We start from the raw sequence: 21,108 nt of genomic DNA, 5'->3' as shown, positions 1-21,108 counted from the left end.
TTTGCAATCGCTCCATTTGTCCAAAATCACAGGTCTGTATGAGTTGATTTTGATTAACTTGCCTCTCTTGAACACAAGCTGGATGAAGGAAATACTGATCGTAGGTGTAGGCGGAGGAATCGGAAGCATTTGCCGGTACGGGCTGAGTCTATTGTGTCAAAAATTCATCCCGAGCACATTTCCCTTTGGGACTTTCATGGCTAATATGTTGGGTTGCGTGCTGATTGGGGTATTTCTTGGGATTTTTTACAAACAGGCGGAAATCCCAAAAGAATGGTACCTCCTCGGGGTCACAGGCTTTTGCGGCGGATTTACGACCTTTTCCACTTTCTCTTCCGAAAACCTTCAAATGCTGCAACAAGGAAATATTTCCCTTTCCCTCATTTACATTGGCGTAAGCGTCGCATTGGGCCTATTGGCCGTCCTGCTGGGTTTTTACCTGGCGAGATGATTGCTTGGAAAACAATTTTCAGGTTTGCAGGCTTTTGTAGAAAATGAATAATCCCATGAAGCAAGTATTGATAACAGGAGGGTCGGGCCTGGTCGGCAGAAAAATCACCGCGCTGCTGGAATCCAAAGGACATACTGTAGCCTGGCTTAGTCGCGACCCAAAGCGCAACAAGCAACTTTCCTTTGCCTGGGATGTAGAAAAACAGTTCATCGACCCAAAGGCGATTGCTTGGGCCGATGCCATCATTCACCTTGCCGGAGAAGGTGTGGCCGAAAAAAGATGGACAGCCGAACGCAAGTCAGCGATTCTGACCAGCAGGACAGCCTCGACCGCGCTCCTTCTTGAAGCAATCAGGATATCTCCCAAGGTCCCAAAGGCATTCGTTTCGGCATCTGCGGTGGGGTACTATGGATTTGATACCCATGACGCATGGGTGGATGAAAATTCAGAGTCAGGTGGCGATTTCTTGGCAAGCGTAGTAAAGGCTTGGGAAAACAGCGTGCAGCAGATCGCCAGCCAAGGCCTGAGGACGGTTTTGCTTCGGATAGGAATCGTGCTGGACAAGGACGGCGGTGCATTGAAGGAAATGATGAAACCACCGGTCACCGCGCCTTTGGGCACGGGCCGACAGTGGATGAGTTGGATACATATCGAGGATTTGGCGGGGATGTTTTTGTGGGCATTGGAGAATGAAAAAGCCTCAGGCATCTACAATGCCGTCGGTCCAAACCCCGCTACAAATGCTTCATTGACAAAAGTGGCTGCGAAGTTTGCCGGGAAACCCTATGTCGGTATCGGCGTACCTGCTTTTGGATTGAAGCTGGCCTTGGGTGAAATGGCGCAAATGGTGCTTGGCGGCAACAAAATTACCTCCAAAAAAATCCAGGAAGCAGGGTTCAAATTCAAATATCCGGAGTTGGAAGGTGCGCTGCGGGAGGTTTACAAATGAAAGTCGCTATTTTGCTGATCAAGAAATCGTGATGATTCACCAAATGCAATATGAATAAATTGATTTTCTTGACATTTCTCTTAATTCCTTTCCGAATTTTTGCGCAAGTGAACTACGATGAAATAAGAAGTAAGGTATTCTATTCCGCCGATTTTGACACGATAGACGAAAGTATCCTAATTATACACAAGAAATTTGCAATTGTGATCTTTAAGCAAAGTGAAATGGATTCAATGGTTCAAGCAACACGCAATTCTGCGGATTTAGAGTCCTTTAGGTCCTTTGAACGACACGATCACTTAGTGAGCCTTCTCAATGAAAATCATCAAAAAATTTCTTTGACTGACTATTGGTTTGACTACTCAGATTCCGAGCGAAAGGAAATGTTTGGTCATTCAAATTACTCTAATCCTGATAAAGCCATATTGGAACAATTATTCTTCGTCGGAGGAGATTTGATTCTGGGTGGCAAAGTGATGATCATTGATAGCAAAGAAAAAAAGATTGTCAAAAGCAAAATGAAAATCAAGCGTGTAAAAGGGTTATTTGGAACCAGATACGTGGAATTTAGACTGCCTAACAAAAAAGCGTTTTGGAGAATTACGACAAGCCTTGGAGAATAAAAAGCTCTAAAGATTCATAACACATTGTCGCTTTTTTTCAACGAACAAGTCCCGGTTGATTAACTTCAAAAACCCGGAGTTGGAGGCTGCGCTGCGGGAGGTGTATGGAAAGTGAAATCGAAAGAAACTGGATGGTTTTGCAAACCTATTCACCAAGCTCTCCTTTTTCGCGAAAGTGCTTTACTTGTTTTTCCCAAGATTTGTAACGTTGACTTTGAAAATAGTCAACCGATGTCTCTCCGTCAAATTCTTCGGGTGGTGCGGGTTCGTTACCGCTTAAATATCCGCTTATCCAATATCTCGACTCTTTCGACATTTTGGTTATCTCGCAGAGCGATATGCAAAACGTGGTGTCTTTTTTTGGGCAATAGGCATGTATACGACCTTTATACGTGTGCGGATTCCCCAAAAGAAAATGCTTCCCATCGCAATGGCCGATTTCTATCCAAAGCACTTTATTGTATTTCAATTTCTCGTCCATTGGCTGCCTCTTTCTGCCATTAAATAGCTCGATTTCTTCAAAAATCAAATCAATTGCTCGATTATCTTCATAGGCAGAAACATCTTGCCTGAGGTATGAAGTTTCTCAAAACCATACTGCAGGTAAAAGTCAACTGCCTTATTGTTGATTGGGTCGACAACTACTGCCATGGCACCGATACTCTCGTTTGACAGCACGTAACTTCTGAATAATGCATCTAAAAGTAGAAATTCACCAAGTCCGTTACCTTTCTGTGAAACATCTCTCGCTAGACGCCCTAACAAAATAACAGGCGCATTGTAGCTTTTGGGTACTTGTTTTATAAACCTTTCCGGAATCATTTCTCTTCCAAGGCTTTCACTAGACAGCGTATAATATCCCAAAACCTTTTCGGCATCATTTATTGCTACGAAGCATGTTGCAAGCCGCTTCCGAACGTCTTGACTCACTTGCGTCTTAATATATTCTGTCAAGGATTCTTCTTCACAATAAAATTCATGTCGATTATGGCTTTTTTCCAGTAAAACAATCCTCACAACAATGCAATCTTAGATTTGTACCTTTTCGCGGCCTCAATCAACCTCTTGTTCGGTTTTTGGCTACTAAACACAGCTTCAAAAAACTTTTCCCGATCTTGTTCGCTCGCGATGATTACCTCATTTTTTGCGATAATCTCCGTAGCCTTTTCTTTGACTATGCGCACCAAAAAACTGCTAAAGGATTTGTCTCCACTCATTTTTTGGGCTTTCAAAAAAACCTGCTTGTCGGCAGCGGAAATCCGAATCTCAATGCGCTCGTCTTTGCTGGAAGTTGATATTGTATCCATGGCGAATTTTTTTACGAATGTACGGCAAATAGTCGTACATAACAAATTGAATAATAGTCGTATCAAATCGTTCAACTTTGACATCATTCAGATTGATTACCCTCTTGGAATATGATCCCTTCCGACAGCCAATCGAAAATTCCCGCTGGGCAAAATGCTCGTTAAGTCTTTGTCGCAGACTTCCTCCCAATCACAAACCACAGTACCGTGCCCAAGAGGGGCAGGAATAAGACAATCAGCACCCAGATGAGTTTGTCGTTGTTCCCCGCAAACTTGCTGCTGACCACATCATAGATCGTATAGGCATAAATCAAGACGCCCAATATTCCGATGCCGAACATATTTTTGTTTTTTTATAAAACTTAAAAACACTTTTTCACTGGAAAATCCATGAGGCTGCGGACACCATAGAGTATCCAAATTTTACCTCTCAAACGAAAGTACAGAATTTTGTTCTCAAAAAGGACTAAAATCGACCCCGGTTCATTTCTTCAATCCTATGCATTTACGCCTGAAACTTGCTCTCTTTCTCCTTTTTGCCCTCCAGACCATCGGTATTTCGCAAACGGATCTGGGCTATTATTTGCCAAAAGGATATACCTACGACCCCAAAGTGCCCAAGCCAAAAGATATCCTCGGCTTCGAAGTGGGGGACTGGCATGCCTCGCATGACCAAGTGGTGATGTACATGCAAGCTTTGGCGGCATCTTCCAATCGGGTCAAATTGGAAGTCATCGGCAGAAGCTACGAGATGCGTCCACAAATCGTGTTGACAATCACTTCCCCAGCAAACCATGGTAAGCTGCCCCAAATCCTGGCTGAGCGTCAAAAACTCCGTGACCCGGCAGCCAATCCCAACCTTCAAAACATGCCTTTGGTGATGTGGGCAGGCTATTCGGTACACGGCAATGAAGCGAGCGCCGTGAATGCATCCTTGCTTGCAGCCTACCATTTTGCAGCAGCCAATGAGATCGCAGCTGATCTAGACAACATCATCATTCTCCTCGACCCAGCGCTCAACCCCGATGGCGTCAACCGATTCGCCTCTTGGGTCAACTCCCACAAGAGCTACGTGATGAACGGAGATGCCAACAACCGCGAACTCAACGAGGCCTGGCCGAGGGGTAGGACCAACCACTATTGGTTTGACCTCAACCGCGATTGGCTACCCGTGCAGCATCCCGAGTCCCGCAACCGCGTCGCCAAGTTCCAGCAGTGGCTTCCCAATATCCATTTGGATTTTCACGAAATGGGCACCAATTCGACCTTCTTCTTTCAGCCCGGCGTACCAGCGAGAAACCATCCCTTGACTCCCAAAAAGAACTTCGAACTCACCGAAAAGATTGGCCTTTACCATGCCAAGTATCTGGACAGGATCGGATCGCTGTACTACACGCAGGAGAATTTCGATGATTTCTACTATGGAAAAGGCTCCACCTATCCGGATGTCCAAGGCTCGGTCGGGATTCTTTTTGAGCAGGCCTCTTCTCGGGGACATTTGCAGGAGAGTATCTATGGCCCGGTGACATTCGCCTTTACGATCCGCAACCAGTTTGTCTGCACACTTTCTTCCTTCGAAGCAGCCAAGGATATGCGGGTGGAAATGAACACATACTTGAGGGATTTCTACAAAGAAGCTAAAGCCGAATCCGATGTAGATCCCAACAAGGCCTACATTTTTGGCGCAAAAGAGGACGGCGGCCGTACTTACCATTTGGCAGAAATGATCCTCCAGCACAAGATCGACCTGTTCAAACTCAACGAGGATATCACCGTCAATGGCGTCCAGTTCGAAAAAGACAAGGCTTACATCGTGCCGCTAAACCAGCCCCAATACCGACTGATCAAATCCCTCTTCGAAACCCGCACAACTTTCCAAGATAGCTTGTTCTACGATGTTTCGGCTTGGACCATGCCGATGGCTTTCAATCTGGATTTCATGGCACTGAACAGCAAGATCCTCAACCTTGCCAATGTCGAACAGGTGAACCAAAGCGCTCTGATGTTGAAAAAAGGCAAGGTCTTGGGAGAAGTGGGCAGCTACAGCTACCTATTTGAATGGAATGAATACTATGCCCCCAAAGCAGCGTATGCCTTGATGGAAAAAGGATACCTCGTCCGAGTGAGTCACGAGCCACTGATTCTCCCTGACGGAAAGCCCATGGCACGGGGCAGCATCCTCGTCAGCAGGGGTCAATCCAACCGCAGCGAGCAGGATTTACACAATGATTTGGTGAAAATCGCCGCAGAGACGGGAATTGATATCCACGGCATCCAAACCGGCTACACCCAAGGCGCAAATATCGGTTCACCAAAAATCGACGTCCTCAGCAAGCCTTCCATCGCCATCCTGGTGGACGGGGGTGTCAGCAGCAATGAGGCAGGCGAAATTTGGCATTTGTTGGACCAGCGCATGCAGATGCCTGCGACCTTGCTGCCTCTGTCCAGGATAGGTGCTGCAGATTTGTCAAGGTACAACGTCATCGTGATGCCTGAAGGCGGCTATGGACAACTCGGAAAATCCGGCGCTGAAAAGCTCAAGGACTGGGTCAGAAGCGGCGGTACGCTGATAGCCCAGGGCAATGCGATGTCCTGGCTTGACCAGCAGGAAGTCGCTGCCTTCAAATTCAAAACTGTTCCGTACGAGGACAAACAAGTCCAAAGACGCTATGCCGATTTTGAAAATGCCATGGGCGCAAGGGTCACAGGAGGTGCCATCATGAACGTGAAGCTGGACATTACTCATCCTTTGGGCTATGGCTATACCAAAGCCGAGCTTTTCTCATTCCGGGACAATAACCTCTTTCTCCAAATCTCCGAAAATCCATACGCCAATGTGATGGTCTATCCGGAATCGCCTTTGGCTTCAGGTTACTTGCATCCTTCCAACCGCGATCAGATCAAAAATACCGCTGCCATCAAAGTCTCTGGACAAGGGCAAGGTCGTGTGATTGGCATGGCAGACAACGCCAACTTCCGCGCCTTCTGGTTTGGCACCAACAAGCTGTTTCTTAACGCGGTCTTTTTTGGGCAAACCATTAATTCGGGAACTGCGAGATAGTTTCACCAAAGTTGAATGAGCCTTCAGGACCGCAATCCTGAAGGCTTTTTTATTTCCCTTCGGGTATCATTTCTGCCATGATTTTGGCGGAAAGCAGACAGAGCGGAATGCCGCCCCCGGGATGGACGCTGCCGCCGCAGAAGTAGAGGTTTTTGATCTCGGAGGAAAAATTGGCGTGGCGCAGGAATGCCGCATACTTGTTGTTCGAGCTGTTGCCGTAGAGCGCACCATTGGCACTTGAGGTGCGGGATTCGATCGTTCTTGGGTCGAGGATATCCTCTACTTCAATCAGGGACTCGACATCGGTTTGCAGGATTCGATTCAGTTTTTGAAGGATGTTTTTTCGAGCCTCTTTGATCAACCTATCCCAATCCTGACCCTGGTTGTTGGGTACATTGATCATGGTAAACCAATTCATGCAGCCCTCGGGAGCGTCGTCTTTTTTGTAAACCGATGTGATATTGATGTAGACCGTCGGATCGTGGTAGATCGTTCCCTTTTGGAAAATATGGCTGAATTCCTCCCGGTAGTTTTCCGAGAAAAAAATGTTGTGCAAATCCAATTCGGCGAAGTCCTTTTTGATCCCCCAATAGAAAATCAAGGCCGAGCTCGATTTGGGTTGGTTCAACAGTAGTTTTGGCTGCTTTTGCTTCCGCAGGATGGTCTTGTAGGCGTTGACCATGTCCATATTGGTCACCACAAGTTCGGCGGTATGCCGGGTCCCTTTGATGCTGACACCAGATGCCTGTCCATTTTCGACGAGGATTTCCTCGACTTTTTGACCAAAATGGAATTTCACACCCAAGTCCAAAGCCAATCGGTAAAGACTCAGCGTGATATCGTGCATGCCTTTGTTGGGAAAGAATGCTCCGATATTGAATTCCAAATGCGGAATGATGTTCAAGGTCGCCGGGGTCTCGTAAGGATTGGAGCCGTTGTAGGTGGCGTACCGATTGAACAGCTGCACGACTTTGGGGTTTTGAAAATGCCTTTCATTCGCTCGGTTCATCGTGCTGAAAATCCCCAACTTGCCCATCCTTAAGTAAGACTTGAGCGCATCCTTATTGACCCAGGTGCCGAAACGGTGCAGTGAGCGGTGCATGAACAGCGGTGCCAAATGCTGATAGATGTACGAGGATCGTTCCAAAGCCTTATGTACATGCGCTGCCGGCTCGCCGAGTTGCTGTTCGACTTCCTGCGCAAATTGATCCAAATCGGCAAATGCATTGAGACGCGTACCATCCTCCCAGAAATAATGGCAAACAACGGGAAGTTTGGTGTATTGGAAATGTTCGTCCGGGTTTTTCCCCGAAATCCGAAACAGCTCCTCCACCTGTTCGGGAAGTGTGAAGAGCGATGGCCCCGCATCAAACCGATAGCCTTGGATCTCAATTTCCGAAAGTTTCCCACCTGGATACGCGTTCGCTTCGAAGACCTCCACCTGGTAGCCCTTGTTGGCCAAGCGAATCGATGCCGCGATCCCCGCAATCCCCGAACCGATGATGATGGCTTTGTTTCCCATGCTATTTTTTGATATGGAGCTTAACTTTTGAAATATGGGGATTTGTTTTGAAAAGGGAAAAATGCCGCGGATTTATTAAAAGAAAAAGCCCCTTGCTGGTCTTCAAGGGGCTTTTTGATTAGAGTTTTTCGAAAATGCGCCTGAAGCTGCAAGCTTCCGTCAAGCGGCTGTGTAGCTCGGCAATCGGAACGCGCTCCTGTTCGGTCGTGTCCCTGTGACGAATCGTCACCATGTTGTCTTCCAAAGTCTGGTGGTCGACGGCAATGCAAAACGGCGTCCCGATCAAATCCTGACGCGTGTATCGCTTACCGATCGAAGCCGCTTCTTCATAAATAATGTTGAAGTCATATTTCAACAAATCCACGATTTCGCGTGCTTTTTCGGGTAATCCATCTTTTTTCACCAAAGGAAGAATGGCGGCTTTCACAGGCGCTATGGCCGGGTGCAAGCGCAAGTAGGTCCTTTGCTTTTCCTCGGATTGCTCGTCCACGTAGGCGTTGCAAAGCGTCATCAAAAAGAGCCTGTCGGCACCGATGGAAGTTTCGATCACGTAAGGGATGTAGTTTTGGTTGATCTCGGGATCGAAATATTGCTGTTTCTTTTTGGAGTATTCCTGGTGGCTTTTCAAGTCAAAATCCGTGCGGGAGTGGATACCTTCCACTTCCTTGAAGCCAAAGGGGAACTCATACTCGATGTCCATCGCCGCATTGGCGTAGTGGGCGAGCTTCTCGTGGTCGTGCCTGCGTAGTTTTTCCTCAGGAATACCCAGTGCCTTGTGCCATTGCATGCGCGTGGCGGCCCATTCCTTGTACCAATCCAACTCAGAGCCTGGACGAACGAAAAACTGCATCTCCATCTGCTCAAACTCGCGCATCCTGAAGATGAATTGTCTGGCAACGATCTCATTCCTAAAGGCCTTGCCGATTTGGGCGATACCAAAGGGAACCTTCATCCTTGCCGTCTTCTGGACATTGAGGAAATTCACGAAAATACCCTGTGCGGTCTCAGGTCTGAGGTAAATGGTGGAAGCATCTTCCGCTACCGACCCCACTTGGGTGCTGAACATCAGGTTGAACTGACGCACTTCTGTCCAATTGGACGTACCTGAAATCGGGCATTTGATGCCTTCGTTGACGATCAATTCGCGCACGGCAGCAAAATCCTCCGCTTCCAAAAGTCTCGCCAGCGCGGCTGTAAGCGATTTCGCTTTTTCCACTTGGCCTTCTTTTTCCAGCTTGGCGGCGTGTTCTTCGACAAGGACATCCGCCCGGTAGCGTTTTTTGCTGTCCTTGTTGTCGATCATGGGATCATTGAAGCTATCGACGTGCCCTGATGCTTTCCAAGTCGTCGGATGCATAAAAATTGCCGCATCGATGCCCACGATGTTCTCGTTGAGGCGGGTCATCGTTTCCCACCACAGGCGCTTGAGGTTGTTTTTCAACTCCACCCCATACGCTCCATAATCGTACACAGCCTGAAGGCCATCGTAGATTTCGGAAGATGGGTACACAAACCCATACTCTTTGGCATGGGCGATAATATCTTTCAGTTGCGTATTTTCCGCAGTTTGTTCGGTTTTTGCCATAGGCCGCAAAATTAAAGAAATTGGTCGAATAGCAAGGAGGAAAAATGAACTGCAACGATTCCTCAGACTCCTCCTTCGTCGGAGTGACAACGAAACGCATTGCCCTTTAGCAAAGTCCAATTGACAGATAGGGCTTCAATTTGTCGTCCCGAAGTCCCGATTGCTATCGTAGAGAGGGACCTATCAAAAAGCTGGGTTGTGCTGCTTTTCCGAAAACAGCACTTTCTTGGCAAGAGCTGATACACACAAAATCCTGCTTCAAGGGAAGCTGGATAGCGAAAATCACCCCAAGACAACCCTCCTACCTTCTTGATGGCTTTTGAAAGCGGCCTCAATTATCTCCAAAACCACAATCGCTTCCTCCATTTTCACCTGAAGCGCGGTCCTGCCCAAAATAGCATCGGCGATATTTTGGTAGAAAAGCCGATAGTCTCCCCTCAATGTCGGTTGGGGTTGGGTTTCGTTTTCCAGGTAAAGTTTACCCCAGGATTCCTCGGGTTCCACACCCCAATCATCTCCCCTTGGCGGAATACCAGCCTTCATGGCTTTTTCCTGCACGTCGAGGCCGTATTTGGAATAGCTGCCCTTTTCTCCCAACAGCAAGAACCTTGGCAGTGGTGCATTCACCATGACTGAGGCTGTCAGCCTGACTTTCAAATCCCCATACATCAGCGTAATATCAAAAAAATCATCCGCCGCGGCTTCGGTTCGCTGTTTCAGGATGTCTGCATACACCCAATCCGGCTTTCCAAAGAGCACGACTGCTTGGTCGATCAAATGCGTACCGAGATCATAGGTAATCCCGCTTCCCGGCAAGTCCTTTTCCCGCCAGTTGTTGACCAAATGTGGCCTGAACCGGTCAAAGTGTGACTCGAAATGCACAATCCTTCCCAAGGTGCCCTGTTGGAGAATCTCTTTAACAGTTAAAAAATCCCCGTCCCAGCGCCGGTTTTGGAATACCGACAACAGCCTTCCTTTTTCCGTTGCGAGCGCATCCAATTGCTTGGCTTGCCCAGAAAATACCGTCACCGGCTTGTCCACGACGACATGGAGACCCGATTCCAAGGCGAGTTTGGCTTGCGGAAAATGCAGCTCATTGGGCGTGACGATCACGACCAAGTCAGCCACTCCGGCTTCCAACAGTGACTCCAGGCTTCGGAAAACCTTCACATGGGGATACTTCTCTTGGGACTTTGCATGGTGCCGTTCGACCACGGCGGTAAGCTCCAATTCCGAATTCTCGTGGATCAGCGGGGCGTGGATTTTTTCTCCCACGGAACCATACCCAACGAGTGCGACCCTGATCTTTTTCATATTCCGATATCGATGGCTTTTCTGATAAGTTCGCTGACTGAGCTTACTTTCAACTTGGAGTGGATCTTTTTTCGATGCGCCTCTACGGTGAACAAACTCAGGTTAAGGCTTGCCGCAATTTCTTTGTTGGTCATGCCATTTTTGATCATGCGGAGAATCTGTGTCTCTCGCTTGGAAAGCTGGAATTTGAGTTTGTAGTAGTCCGTGTATTCGTCAGACTCGGTTTGCTGCTGAAGCTTGGAGTAGCTGGGAAGATAGTTCCCTTCGAATACCTCCCGGACCGTATAGATCAATTCATCTGGATCGGAGTTTTTGAGCACATAGGCATCGGCTCCGAGTTTCATGCTGCGGTTGTAGATTGCCTCGTCGTGGTACATGGACAATACGATGGCTTTGGTCTTTGGACTGGTTTTTTTGATGGCTTCCAATACCCCCGCCCCGTCGAGCACAGGCATATTCATGTCGGTCAGGATGACATCGACTTCATGGGTTTTCAAAAAGTCAAGTAAATCCTTTCCATTGGAAAAAATCCCGTCCACGCGCAGATCGTCCTCTTCCTCCAAAAGGCCCGCTATGCCTTTTGCAAACATTTTATGGTCATCGGCAAGCGCTATTCGGATCATGGTGATTCAATGAATCGAAAATATAGGGGAAGAAAGTCAATTCGGCAAAAGGAGTTTGACCTGTGTACCTTTTCCCGGGGCGGCAATGAGCTCGAGTTTACCACCGATGGTTTCCATGCGGTATTGGAGATTGCGGAGCCCCTGTCCGTTGGATTGTTGCCTGAGGTCAAATCCTTTTCCATCATCCTTGATCAAAATCTCTGTTGGTGATTTCCCTGCATTGATTTCGATCGCAATCATACTAGGCTGCGCATGTTTGATGGCATTGTTGAGGCATTCTTGGATGATGCGAAACAGCACCAACTTTTGGTCCTTGCTCAATGTGAGGGATGGCCCATGGCAGGAAAAATCAACGGTACAAAAGTCGAGGTTTCCGATTTTTTCCAATTCCCTCTGGATGAAATCCTCTAGGCTTATCGTTTCGACCCAATCGAGGTTCAGCGCCTTGCTGAGTGAACGTACCTCTCTGATGATGTCATTGAGCATGTTCTTACCTTCGGAGATTTTCTCGGGCTTGGTGCTGGAAAGATTGAGTTTGGCGAGGGAAAGTAGCTGACCGACGTTGTCATGAAGCTCCCTGCCGACAAAGGAAAGTACGTCCTCCCTGATTTCCTTTTCCACGTTGAGGATGGTCTTTTCGTATTCAGTTTGGATGGCTTTGAGCCTTTCCTTGTTCTTGATCTGCTTCTGACGGTGGTAAAGCAGCATCAGTACGATAAACGAAACCATCAAGAGCATCAGGAAGAAGCCCAAGAGGATGATTAGAAATAAGTCTGATCCTTCATCTTGCATGGATAGCCGTTTTTTGCATTTTTTTCTTACTCCAGATATTTAGGCATCAAGATTTACTTGTTGCCAAATCATTTGGGAAATCATCCTGATTTCCTTCCCTCAGCAAGGGGAGATAATAGACCAAACCAAAAGATAGATACATTGTGCCTCCGATCAACTTCAACATGAAATTCAGCGTGCCCCAAAGTTTGGCATCCATCGCGATTACCTTTGGGAAAAACGCGAAAAAAAGAAAAGAGGAACTGAAGAAAAGTAGCAATAGCGTTGCCACCCAAAAATCAGGGATTTTCCACAGTTGCTTTTCGAGATAATAATCATAAAACATGATTTCAAAAAAGTAATAAAAACAGCCAAAGATAATTAATAGGCTTGCTACAGTTACGCTGAAATTGTGGAATTGATCAATTGGACGAAAGAAGATCGTGTACACAATCGAATATAAGAAAAACGCTCCTGCAGTTGACCGAAGCAAAAACTTGCTTTTTTGATTATTTACAGCAACTGCGAGGAAGAACAATATCAAGATCGTTTCTCCATATACGGCGCCAATATTGTATATCCAACCGTTGTTAATCCCGCGTAGGCCCAGATACTTCCCATAAAACTCGACGGCAGACACCAGTGTCAAGATTATGAATACCAGTCTGTGGCTACTTCTAAACTCTTTCAAATCCAAAAAAAAACAGGGAATGCTGAATAGCATCCCTGCCCAAATCATAAGGTTGTACCAGTTCAATAATCCCACTTGCTTTACGGGTTACAATTAGGCGGACATAGTTGCCCAAGGTTTCTGACGGATTCCCCAGAGGATTGGGATCTGAGAGCAGGATCGCTGTTTTCACCCGTTACATCAATAATCCCCCTTTCAGTCCTGTTTGCAGCTGCGATCGCAATCGACATTCTACCGATATAATCTTCCCTATCCTTGCGGTCTAGGGGAATGATATCCAGGTTTTCCTTGTCGTATTGTCCAAAATACATCTTGAGCCCACCTGCCTTGGGGTCGGTCATATCGAGTAGGGACTGTATCAGGTCCCGGTCGAAGAATACCCAATCGGATTGCTCGGCGATATCCTTGCCGTCCTTGTTTTTGCCTTTGACGCATTTTTTGACGGACTTATCATAAGCCCGCCGGAATAGCTCCAGTTGTTCCCGAGTCATGTTTGGTTTTTTAATTGGTGAAAAATCAAACCGAATCCCTCAGCTCAAATGCCTTTTATGTAGGATTTTTTCATAAATCAAAGGAATAAAAAATGCAAAACCAAATACAAAATACATCGTCCCGGCAATAAACCTATTGAACCCAAAGAGCACTTTTACATTGGCAAGGACAAAATCGGGGATGAATTGATACGCTCCAAAAATCAGGAGTGCCTCCAAATAGAAGAAGATAATGGCGGTCGGAATCCAGAAATGCGGCAACAAAAGCAAGTTCCAATCTTCAAACATTCGAAGGTTGAGGATTTGGCTGAGGAGCCTTCCTGATAGAAACAGAATAAAAAGACCAAAGGGCAAAAAAGCGAAATATTGAAAGACGGTTCGGATATCCTGAAGCTGAACCGAGACAACCATGCCCCAGACCGACAGAAAAAGCGTGACAAGAAGGATGATCTTTCTGAAAAACAGGGATTTCTCCATAAAATAAAAATAGCCTATCAGCAGCAGGGATTCCAGGTATACAAAACCAATGTTGTATCCGAGGGAGTTGTTGATGTGCTGTCTTGCTGTAAGCAGGCCGATTGTTTCCAATACCAACACCATGGCGAGGATGCCTAAAAAAATCCGTTGTGAAGGATGATCGGTTTTCTTATCAAAGACCAAATACAAAGCCGATGCAACGAGGCCAAAGGCGATGACTGTCAAATAAATGCTTCCAAACATTGGTCTAATTTTGTTTGAAAGTTAAGCGATACATTAAAACGAAAAAATCCCCTGTTTGGGGTATTTTTTCGAAAAAGCAGAAAAAAAGGGCGGCAATTCCCAGAATCACCGCCCTTTTTCAGCCAAAATTGTTTCGTTTAGGCCTTTTTCTTGGCAGGGACAACTTCTGCTTTTTCCGCTTCAAGCTCTTTCTTCATCAAATCCACCACGATTGGGGAAGCAATGTAGATAGACGAATAAGTACCCACGACGATACCGACAAACAATGCAAAGGAGAATCCTCCCAATACCTGTCCGCCAAATAGCAAGAGGACGATCACCACAATCAATGTCGTAAAGGAAGTGATAAGCGTTCTTGAAAGAGTCTGGTTCAAAGCGTCATTGAACATTTGGGTAAGCTTCGTAGTACCCCTTACCTCGAGATTTTCGCGGATACGGTCAAATACGATCACCGTGTCGTTGATAGAATAACCCACCACGGTCAATATCGCAGCGATAAAGACTTGGTCAATTTCAAAATTTGCACCCAAGGCATTGGCAATCGCAAAGGCTGCTACCACAAACAACACGTCATGAACCAAAGCTACAATTGATCCCAAAGAGAACTGCCACTTGCGGAATCTCAACAAGATATAGAGGAAGATTGCAGCCAAAGCGAAGAACATCGCCTCAGCAGAAGATTTCTTGATATCGTCTGCAACGGTTGCACCTACTTTGGAAGATCCTGTGATTGCAAACTGGCCGGATCCCAAATTGCTTGCGTCAGTGGCATAGGTCAGTCCAGTTACTGCAGCGATTCCGTCACGAACTTTTCTCTCGACTTCTGCATTGGAGTTGTCATCGTCCTCATTGATCATGTAGGAAGTGGTCACTTTCATGATGTTGTCGGCACCGTAGGTTTTGACTTCCACGGATCCTTCGAATTCATTGTCCAAACCCACCTTGAGGTCGGATGCAGGCAAGGCCTGGGAGAAAGCTACGATATAAGATCTACCTCCCGTAAAGTCCACACCAAACTTCAAACCATTGATCATACCGATCGCCAAGCCCAACACGATTATGCTTGACGAAATGAGATAGGCAACCTTACGCTTGCCCATGAAGTCAATATTGAGGTTGTTGAGCAAGCCTTTTGCAAATGGGGTAGAGAAGGAGATATTGCTCTTGTCGCCTTTTTTGGACATCCAATGCACGATCAGCCTCGTGATAAACACAGCTGAGAAGAATGAAGACGCAATACCGATCATCAATACAATCGCGAAGCCCTTTACCGGACCTTGGCCCAAAGCATACAAAATCGCACCGACCAAGAAGGTGGTCAGGTTGGAGTCAAAGATGGATGAAAACGCCTTGCTGTAACCCTGGTTGATGGCGGCAAGCAGATTTGACCCATTTGCCAATTCTTCCTTGATCCGCTCGAAGATCAACACGTTGGCGTCAATCGACATACCGATGGTCAACACAATACCCGCGATACCTGGCAAAGTCAATGCAGCACCCAATTGGGCAAGGATACCGAGGATAAAGAAAATGTTGAATACCAGCGCGGCGATGGCTACCAAGCCGCCCTTGGAGTAGTAGGCAATCATAAACAATACAACCAATACCAAGCCTGCGACCATCGAAATGATACCCTGGCTTTGTGCTTCTTTACCCAAAGTTGGGCCGATGATGGCTTCTTCCACGATTTTGGTTGGGGCAGGAAGGGAGCCTGATTTCAGGATGTTTGCCAAGTCCTTGGCTTCATCGATCGTGAAGTTACCAGTGATTTCAGACTGTCCAGAAGGTATTTCACCTTGTACCATCGGAGCTGTGTAGACGAAATCGTCAAGCACAACCGCGATTCTTCTGCCGATATTGTCCCCTGTCAATTTTCTCCATTTCCTTGCGCCATCAGCATTCATTTGCATGCTGACTGCAGGGCGGGAAGTCTGGTCCAAAGTCTGACGTGCGTCCGTGATGACATCTCCTTCCAATGGCGCTTGGTCTCCCGTCCTATCAGTTTTGATACCGAACAATTCCAAAAGCTCAACGCCAGTCGTATTGTCAGGCTTTACAGACCAAAGGAACTTGGTGTTTCTTGGCAACAGGGATTTCACGTCCTCGCGTACGAAAATCCTGTTGATCGTCACCGTGTCGCGAACCTCATATACGAGAGCGCCCCCACCTTTGGAAAGGGCGAAAATGGGGGAAACTGAAGAGGAAAGGTCAAGAGAATCAGTTCCTTTTGACAATTGCTGTTCCAACTCACTAGCCGCCAAGCTGTCTTGCTGTGCAGGAGTGGTCGCTCCGGTATCTGCGGCCTTTTTTGCCACTGCTTCGGATACGAGGAAGTCATTGACCGCCTGCAACTCCATGAAGTACTCATTTGGCTCGGCAACTTCCCAAAACTGGAGCTTAGCCACACCTTGGAGCAGGTTTCTAACCCTTTCAGGATTGGACACTCCAGGAAGTTCGATTTGGATTCTACCTGAGCCTTGGATACGCTGGATATTTGGCTGGGAAGTACCAAAACGGTCCACCCTGGTCCTCAAGATATTAAAAGAACGGTCGATCGCATTTTCAACCTCCGTGTCGATGATCTGAAGGATGTCGCTATCAGAGGATTCCAAAGAAATCCTGCCACGGTTTGCAGCGGTAGCGAATACTGAGCTCAGGTTCTTACCGGCCGCTTTTTCTTGCCAAGCGCTGTAAAATAGGTTGACGAATTTCTGGTTGGAGGTTTTCGCCTGCTGGGTAGCGTCTTCCAATGCTGCATTGAATGCCGGGTCTTTGCTATTACCGGAGAGTCCCTTCAGAATTTCCACCGGGGAAACTTCCAAAGTGACGTGCATACCACCCTGAAGGTCAAGACCTAGACCAAGCTCGGTTTCCTTGATTTCTTTGTAGGTGAATTTGGCACCGAGGAAGTTGTACACCGGCTCTCTATAGATCGAGTCGAGGTACGCTTGCTTTCTGTCGAAGTCGACGTTGCCTGCAGCATCAGTCGCGAAAGTTTCAGCTTTCTGCTGAATATTGTTGGATACGAATGTGAATGACAGGTAATACAGACACAATGCTGTAATGACTACCGTCAAAAACACGATAACGCCTTGGTTACGCATATTGATTGTTGATTTGTTTTAGTTACGAATTGGATTGTAATCCCAAAGGGATCAAGTGGATGAGTTAAAAAAACGAATCAGGGAGCATTGGGAGAGATGATGCGCTCGAGCAATATTTCCCAAAAAGGATAATTCAAAGGGGCAGAGACCGAATGACCTGACCGGACTGGCGGTTCAAAACTGACATATTCGTAAATCAGGTGAAAAACCTGTGAAGCAAGACCCGCGGCAAAGGGCACAACCGCGTCTACAGCGACGTTGAGGTAGGTTTCGTTTCCCGAAGAAGAATCCTGTGCGGATTTATCAGTCTGTTCGGTGCCGTCGAATTGCTTACTTTCTAAGGGAAAATACTCAGACGCCGATACCAAAAGGCAAAAAACAAACACGAGCAGCAGGCTCAGTCTTTGTTTCCACAGATTGGTATGGTTCTTCGTTTTGGTCATGGGACGCAAATATAGAAAGAAATGTGATTTCCAAAGGGAAAAGTAGGAATTATGCAAAGGGAGTGAAAATCAAAGTGAAACCTTAGTTTTAGCCCGCAGGTAAGTTCGGATGACATCTAAGGCTTTGTCAAAATTCCGATTGTTGGTCACAATGAGGTCGGCATCGCTCTTGAATGGCTCAATATACTTCTCGTAGGTCGGCATCACGTGCATCTCATACCGGTAGAGTACGTCGTCAAGGTCATAGCCCCGCTCGACCTTGTCCCGCACGATCCTCCGCTTTAGCTTGATGTATTCCTTGGCATCGATAAAGATTTTTAAATCCAGCAAATCAGCCAATTCGGGATAGTAGAGCACAAAAATACCTTCGACCACAACGACCGGCGCAGGTGCGAATTCAAGGATTTTTGGTTTTTTGTTGGGATTGTTGAAGGTGTATTCTTGTCTGTAAACTGTCTCTCCGTTTTGGATTTTACGGATATCCTCGGCGTATTGGGCGAAATCAATGGAGCCCGGCGTATCAAAATTGTGGATACCCATGTCATCGACCGGCTGCAGGTGGCGGGGCTTGTAGTAGTTGTCCTGGGAAATAAGACATACCTCGCCAGGGCCAAAGGCATGCAGCAATTTATCCAAAAATAAGGTCTTGCCAGAGGCACTACCACCCGTGATACCGACAATAAACGGTTTTTTCATGGGGGTCAAAAATACGGAATTATTTCAGAAAGTCAGCCAAGGCCTTGACGGCCTTGCCTCGGTGACTGATGGCGTTTTTTTCTTCCATGCTCAGCTCCGCAAAGGTTTTTTCAAATCCCCTTGGGCGAAAGACAGGATCATATCCAAAGCCTCCCGTGCCGATCCTTTCCTGCAGGATTTCCCCTTGCGCTTCACCGACAAACGCATATTCCTTCCCATCCAAAATCAGGGCAATCACCGTCTTGAAACGGGCCGCACGGTTCGTTTGTCCTTTCATTTTTTCAAGCAAAAGGGAAATATTCCGCTCGTCGCTGCGTGGTTCACCTGCAAATCTACCCGAATAAACCCCCGGCGCCCCAGCTAAAGCATCTACTTCCAAGCCCGTATCATCGGCAAAGCAATCCACGCCATAGTGGTCCTTGACATAACGGGCTTTTTGAAAAGCATTGGCTTCGAGCGTATTGCCGGTCTCAGGAAGCTCTTCCCGACAGCCGATAGCCTCGAGCGAGACGATGTCGAAGTCAGGGCCCAAGGCGGCTTTCACTTCGGCGATTTTCTTGGTGTTGTTTGTGGCGAAGCAGATTTTCATGGCGGTAAAATTAGACAGAAATCCTCCAATTGGGAGGCCGTCCGAAGGAATGATGTATTTTTGAAAATCAAAAATCGAAGTCCATGAAAAAAATCACTGTCTACTGCGGTTCCAATAAAGGAAAAAATCCCGCCTACGCCGAGGGTGTCTTGGCTTTGGCCAATGAAATGGCAAAGCGCGACTTGGCACTTGTCTATGGCGCGGGGAATGTCGGCTTGATGGGTGTGATTGCTGACGCCCTGCTCGCCGCCGGCAAAGAAGTGTATGGCGTCATCCCCCAAAAACTCGTAGACATCGAAGTCGCCCATCGGGAACTCACTGAACTTACCGTAGTCGAAACCATGCGTGACCGGAAATGGCTGATGGCCGAAAAAGGCGACGGTTTTATCGCAATGCCGGGCGGGATAGGCACTTTTGAGGAGCTATTCGAAATCATGACCCTCAACCAACTCGCCTATATCCAAAAGCCGCTCGCACTGTATAATCTCCATGGATATTATGACAAGCTCCTTGATTTCCTTTCCCATGCCTGCCGGGAAGGTTTTTTGCACCAAGCCCAAATGGACCTTTTGATCGTAGATGAAGATCCCGCTTCGCTACTCGACAAAATGCTGGCCTTTGAGCCAAAGTATATCGAAAAGTGGGAAGTGAAATAAGGGGGATTCGAAAATTGGGAGATCAGGAATTTGAAAATTGAGTCGTAGTCCGATTGAATTGATAAGTCACGGAATCCGCTTGGGCTAACCCGATTTTTTTTCCTCTTTATCGTTTTTTGGAAGACCGAGAAGATAGTGGATCGGCATCGGGCCGTTTTTGACATGTCCGATTTCCCAATCAAATTCGTGTTGGTTTTTCAGCCTTGTGACTATACCCCGCATTTCTTTTTCTGAATAAACCCGAATGATCGAGGCGATACCGTCCCAAAGGATATACAAAGGAACCAAGGGCAGCAGGTAGATAAACGGGATCACATTCCAGCGTACGGGTCGCATAAAAAGGGTAAAGATCAGGACATTGGGGATGACAAAAAGCATCGAGAAAATGCTGCCCGCATTTTTCCCCACTGGTTCAAAAATGGCAATCGGAGAACGGGTGTCGACGGCATTTTGGAGAATCATTTGCGCATCTACAGGTCTAAAATGGTGGAAGGCCCCAAACAAGGTCCTGAACTTGCCTTGGAGATTTGCGGGGGCTGATTTGGCATCTGTTGGTACCTGTTCGTAGCGAAACAATTCTGGGTCTATGGCCACCGTTTTTTCAAAAGCCTGGATATTCGGGTAAAAATCGGTCAGCGTAATTTTTACGTTGGGCATTTCTTCCTTCAGTTTTTTACCCAAATTGATCAAACCACCGCCTCCCCCTGAAGCCAAATCAATCCATTCAGCCTTTCCGCTTGCGGAAATTCCCCGCTTTAAGATCGGAAGGATCGGCTTATAAATATCAAACTTGGTGGCGATAAATTGGAGATAGTCGGTCCCATAGTCCCGCCAACTTTTTGGGAACCAAGGCAAGTCCTCCCACTCGAGTGGATGAAATCTTCTCATCTCGATACCAATTTGATAAGTATCTAAGTTCGGATAAAATCTGGTTTTTGTAAATGAAAGATTAAAAAAGAGAAATTTATCGTGATCAATCAGTGACAAACGATGAAAAAGGTCACTTGATGATTCATTAAACTTTTCCGATTAAGCTTGAGAATCCACAATTGCCATCAATTGTTCCAAGTAAGCTACATCGTCTTGGTCGAAATCATCCAAACGGTCGCTGTCTACATCAAGCACAATCCAGACTTTCCCCTCCCTGAATCCGGGCACGACGATTTCGGACTTGGATGCCGAGCTACAGGCGATGTGCCCCGGAAAAGCCTCCACGTCGGGCACCAAATGTGTTTTGGCTTCCTTCCAAGCCGTACCGCAGACACCTTTTCCAAATCCTATCCGTGTGCACGCCAATGGTCCCTGGAAAGGTCCCAAAACGAGTTGCTCGCCCTTGACCAGGTAAAAACCCACCCAGAAAAAGCCAAAAGCCTCTTTGAGCACGGCAGCCACATTGGCCAGGTTAGCATAAGTATCGGATTCGCCCTGGATCAAGGCTTCCACTTGGGGCAATATGGCTTCATATTTCTCGGCTTTGGAGGCTGCCGTAGGGATGTAGAGTGATTCTGCCAT

Annotated in this window: 23 protein-coding genes; 5 read left to right on the top strand and 18 right to left on the bottom strand. The window is 47.0% G+C overall.

Going from position 1 to position 21,108, the window contains the following annotated elements:
* The first annotated feature begins 16 nt into the window (after positions 1–16).
* Genes crcB through C943_RS18765 form a run of 3 tightly spaced genes read left to right on the top strand, consistent with a single transcriptional unit; the run spans position 17 to position 2,023 of the window.
* Positions 17–451 carry a fluoride efflux transporter CrcB gene (crcB, locus tag C943_RS18775; RefSeq protein ID WP_008631074.1) on the top strand — a complete coding sequence of 145 codons (435 nt, stop codon included), beginning with the start codon at positions 17–19 and terminating at the stop codon, positions 449–451.
* 55 nt (positions 452–506) lie between these two features.
* A complete protein-coding gene (locus C943_RS18770; RefSeq protein WP_008631072.1) occupies positions 507–1,400 on the top strand; it encodes a TIGR01777 family oxidoreductase in 894 nt (297 codons plus the stop codon).
* Between the two features lie 50 nt (positions 1,401–1,450).
* On the top strand, positions 1,451–2,023 hold the full coding sequence (locus tag C943_RS18765) for a hypothetical protein (RefSeq protein WP_040481350.1): 573 nt from the start codon (positions 1,451–1,453) through the stop codon (positions 2,021–2,023).
* A gap of 145 nt (positions 2,024–2,168) precedes the next feature.
* On the opposite strand, the gene C943_RS18760 is transcribed toward C943_RS18765, so the two are convergent.
* From C943_RS18760 to C943_RS18745, 4 genes are all read right to left on the bottom strand, one after another.
* Positions 2,169–2,552 (bottom strand): hypothetical protein, encoded by a 384-nt coding sequence (locus C943_RS18760; RefSeq protein ID WP_040481348.1) that lies wholly within the window; start codon positions 2,550–2,552, stop codon positions 2,169–2,171.
* On the bottom strand, positions 2,549–3,040 hold the full coding sequence (locus C943_RS18755) for a GCN5 family acetyltransferase (protein ID WP_040481346.1): 492 nt from the start codon (positions 3,038–3,040) through the stop codon (positions 2,549–2,551). The genes C943_RS18760 and C943_RS18755 overlap by 4 nt, the downstream gene beginning before the upstream one ends.
* A complete protein-coding gene (locus C943_RS18750) occupies positions 3,037–3,330 on the bottom strand; it encodes a type II toxin-antitoxin system TacA family antitoxin (protein ID WP_008631065.1) in 294 nt (97 codons plus the stop codon). The genes C943_RS18755 and C943_RS18750 overlap by 4 nt, the downstream gene beginning before the upstream one ends.
* Positions 3,331–3,491: 161 nt before the next feature.
* Positions 3,492–3,671 (bottom strand): PLDc N-terminal domain-containing protein, encoded by a 180-nt coding sequence (locus C943_RS18745; protein WP_008631063.1) that lies wholly within the window; start codon positions 3,669–3,671, stop codon positions 3,492–3,494.
* Between the two features lie 158 nt (positions 3,672–3,829).
* On the opposite strand from C943_RS18745, the gene C943_RS18740 reads away from it, so the two are divergent.
* A complete protein-coding gene (locus C943_RS18740) occupies positions 3,830–6,391 on the top strand; it encodes a M14 family metallopeptidase (RefSeq protein ID WP_008631061.1) in 2,562 nt (853 codons plus the stop codon).
* A gap of 49 nt (positions 6,392–6,440) precedes the next feature.
* Here the strand turns inward: C943_RS18740 and crtD are convergent, their stop codons facing one another.
* The 12 genes from crtD to C943_RS18680 form a co-directional block, all read right to left on the bottom strand.
* Positions 6,441–7,913, bottom strand: a complete 1,473-nt coding sequence (gene crtD, locus C943_RS18735; protein ID WP_008631059.1) for a 1-hydroxycarotenoid 3,4-desaturase CrtD — start codon at positions 7,911–7,913, stop codon at positions 6,441–6,443.
* 118 nt (positions 7,914–8,031) lie between these two features.
* Positions 8,032–9,498: a glycine--tRNA ligase gene (locus tag C943_RS18730; protein ID WP_008631055.1), complete on the bottom strand. Its 1,467-nt coding sequence runs from the start codon at positions 9,496–9,498 to the stop codon at positions 8,032–8,034.
* A 282-nt stretch (positions 9,499–9,780) separates the two neighbouring features.
* Positions 9,781–10,812: an oxidoreductase gene (locus tag C943_RS18725; RefSeq protein ID WP_008631049.1), complete on the bottom strand. Its 1,032-nt coding sequence runs from the start codon at positions 10,810–10,812 to the stop codon at positions 9,781–9,783.
* Positions 10,809–11,435 carry a response regulator gene (locus C943_RS18720; RefSeq protein ID WP_008631046.1) on the bottom strand — a complete coding sequence of 209 codons (627 nt, stop codon included), beginning with the start codon at positions 11,433–11,435 and terminating at the stop codon, positions 10,809–10,811. The genes C943_RS18725 and C943_RS18720 overlap by 4 nt, the downstream gene beginning before the upstream one ends.
* Before the next feature lie 36 nt (positions 11,436–11,471).
* The gene (locus C943_RS18715) at positions 11,472–12,227 is read right to left on the bottom strand and encodes a sensor histidine kinase (protein WP_008631044.1); all 756 of its coding nucleotides are present in this window, start codon (positions 12,225–12,227) and stop codon (positions 11,472–11,474) included.
* A 46-nt stretch (positions 12,228–12,273) separates the two neighbouring features.
* Positions 12,274–12,855, bottom strand: a complete 582-nt coding sequence (locus tag C943_RS18710; RefSeq protein WP_169334643.1) for a hypothetical protein — start codon at positions 12,853–12,855, stop codon at positions 12,274–12,276.
* A 122-nt stretch (positions 12,856–12,977) separates the two neighbouring features.
* Positions 12,978–13,388, bottom strand: a complete 411-nt coding sequence (locus tag C943_RS18705) for a hypothetical protein (RefSeq protein ID WP_008631037.1) — start codon at positions 13,386–13,388, stop codon at positions 12,978–12,980.
* A 39-nt stretch (positions 13,389–13,427) separates the two neighbouring features.
* Positions 13,428–14,108, bottom strand: coding sequence for a hypothetical protein (locus C943_RS18700; protein WP_008631025.1), 681 nt, complete (start codon positions 14,106–14,108; stop codon positions 13,428–13,430).
* A gap of 137 nt (positions 14,109–14,245) precedes the next feature.
* Positions 14,246–17,212, bottom strand: a complete 2,967-nt coding sequence (gene secDF, locus C943_RS18695) for a protein translocase subunit SecDF (RefSeq protein ID WP_008631023.1) — start codon at positions 17,210–17,212, stop codon at positions 14,246–14,248.
* Between the two features lie 77 nt (positions 17,213–17,289).
* Complete coding sequence (locus C943_RS18690; protein ID WP_008631021.1) at positions 17,290–17,655, bottom strand: hypothetical protein; 366 nt, start codon at positions 17,653–17,655, stop codon at positions 17,290–17,292.
* Positions 17,656–17,724: 69 nt separating this feature from the next.
* Positions 17,725–18,351: a uridine kinase family protein gene (locus C943_RS18685; protein WP_040481338.1), complete on the bottom strand. Its 627-nt coding sequence runs from the start codon at positions 18,349–18,351 to the stop codon at positions 17,725–17,727.
* Positions 18,352–18,370: 19 nt separating this feature from the next.
* The gene (locus C943_RS18680; protein WP_008631017.1) at positions 18,371–18,940 is read right to left on the bottom strand and encodes a non-canonical purine NTP diphosphatase; all 570 of its coding nucleotides are present in this window, start codon (positions 18,938–18,940) and stop codon (positions 18,371–18,373) included.
* Between the two features lie 83 nt (positions 18,941–19,023).
* Between C943_RS18680 and C943_RS18675 the strand changes: the two genes are divergently transcribed.
* Positions 19,024–19,596 carry an LOG family protein gene (locus tag C943_RS18675; protein WP_008631015.1) on the top strand — a complete coding sequence of 191 codons (573 nt, stop codon included), beginning with the start codon at positions 19,024–19,026 and terminating at the stop codon, positions 19,594–19,596.
* 84 nt (positions 19,597–19,680) lie between these two features.
* On the opposite strand, the gene C943_RS18670 is transcribed toward C943_RS18675, so the two are convergent.
* Both C943_RS18670 and C943_RS18665 read right to left on the bottom strand, forming a co-directional pair.
* Entirely contained in the window at positions 19,681–20,484 is an 804-nt protein-coding gene (locus C943_RS18670) for a hypothetical protein (protein WP_008631013.1), read from the bottom strand.
* Positions 20,485–20,625: 141 nt separating this feature from the next.
* A complete protein-coding gene (locus tag C943_RS18665) occupies positions 20,626–21,108 on the bottom strand; it encodes a GAF domain-containing protein (protein ID WP_008631011.1) in 483 nt (160 codons plus the stop codon).

It is taken from the genome of Mariniradius saccharolyticus AK6, from assembly GCF_000330725.2.
Classification (GTDB): Bacteria; Bacteroidota; Bacteroidia; order Cytophagales; family Cyclobacteriaceae; genus Mariniradius; species Mariniradius saccharolyticus.
This window is presented reverse-complemented; position numbering and strand designations above follow the sequence as displayed.

What these genes read in the sequence shown, in the direction of transcription:
- C943_RS18770 (WP_008631072.1), top strand. Translation starts at nt 507, where the DNA reads ATGAAGCAAGTATTGATAACAGGAGGGTCGGGCCTGGTCGGCAGAAAA.
- C943_RS18765 (WP_040481350.1), top strand. Translation starts at nt 1,451, where the DNA reads ATGAATAAATTGATTTTCTTGACATTTCTCTTAATTCCTTTCCGAATT.
- C943_RS18750 (WP_008631065.1), bottom strand. Translation starts at nt 3,330, where the DNA reads ATGGATACAATATCAACTTCCAGCAAAGACGAGCGCATTGAGATTCGG.
- C943_RS18745 (WP_008631063.1), bottom strand. Translation starts at nt 3,671, where the DNA reads ATGTTCGGCATCGGAATATTGGGCGTCTTGATTTATGCCTATACGATC.
- C943_RS18740 (WP_008631061.1), top strand. Translation starts at nt 3,830, where the DNA reads ATGCATTTACGCCTGAAACTTGCTCTCTTTCTCCTTTTTGCCCTCCAG.
- crtD (WP_008631059.1), bottom strand. Translation starts at nt 7,913, where the DNA reads ATGGGAAACAAAGCCATCATCATCGGTTCGGGGATTGCGGGGATCGCG.
- C943_RS18730 (WP_008631055.1), bottom strand. Translation starts at nt 9,498, where the DNA reads ATGGCAAAAACCGAACAAACTGCGGAAAATACGCAACTGAAAGATATT.
- C943_RS18725 (WP_008631049.1), bottom strand. Translation starts at nt 10,812, where the DNA reads ATGAAAAAGATCAGGGTCGCACTCGTTGGGTATGGTTCCGTGGGAGAA.
- C943_RS18720 (WP_008631046.1), bottom strand. Translation starts at nt 11,435, where the DNA reads ATGATCCGAATAGCGCTTGCCGATGACCATAAAATGTTTGCAAAAGGC.
- C943_RS18715 (WP_008631044.1), bottom strand. Translation starts at nt 12,227, where the DNA reads ATGCAAGATGAAGGATCAGACTTATTTCTAATCATCCTCTTGGGCTTC.
- C943_RS18705 (WP_008631037.1), bottom strand. Translation starts at nt 13,388, where the DNA reads ATGACTCGGGAACAACTGGAGCTATTCCGGCGGGCTTATGATAAGTCC.
- C943_RS18700 (WP_008631025.1), bottom strand. Translation starts at nt 14,108, where the DNA reads ATGTTTGGAAGCATTTATTTGACAGTCATCGCCTTTGGCCTCGTTGCA.
- secDF (WP_008631023.1), bottom strand. Translation starts at nt 17,212, where the DNA reads ATGCGTAACCAAGGCGTTATCGTGTTTTTGACGGTAGTCATTACAGCA.
- C943_RS18690 (WP_008631021.1), bottom strand. Translation starts at nt 17,655, where the DNA reads ATGACCAAAACGAAGAACCATACCAATCTGTGGAAACAAAGACTGAGC.
- C943_RS18685 (WP_040481338.1), bottom strand. Translation starts at nt 18,351, where the DNA reads ATGAAAAAACCGTTTATTGTCGGTATCACGGGTGGTAGTGCCTCTGGC.
- C943_RS18680 (WP_008631017.1), bottom strand. Translation starts at nt 18,940, where the DNA reads ATGAAAATCTGCTTCGCCACAAACAACACCAAGAAAATCGCCGAAGTG.
- C943_RS18675 (WP_008631015.1), top strand. Translation starts at nt 19,024, where the DNA reads ATGAAAAAAATCACTGTCTACTGCGGTTCCAATAAAGGAAAAAATCCC.
- C943_RS18670 (WP_008631013.1), bottom strand. Translation starts at nt 20,484, where the DNA reads ATGAGAAGATTTCATCCACTCGAGTGGGAGGACTTGCCTTGGTTCCCA.
- C943_RS18665 (WP_008631011.1), bottom strand. Translation starts at nt 21,108, where the DNA reads ATGGCAGAATCACTCTACATCCCTACGGCAGCCTCCAAAGCCGAGAAA.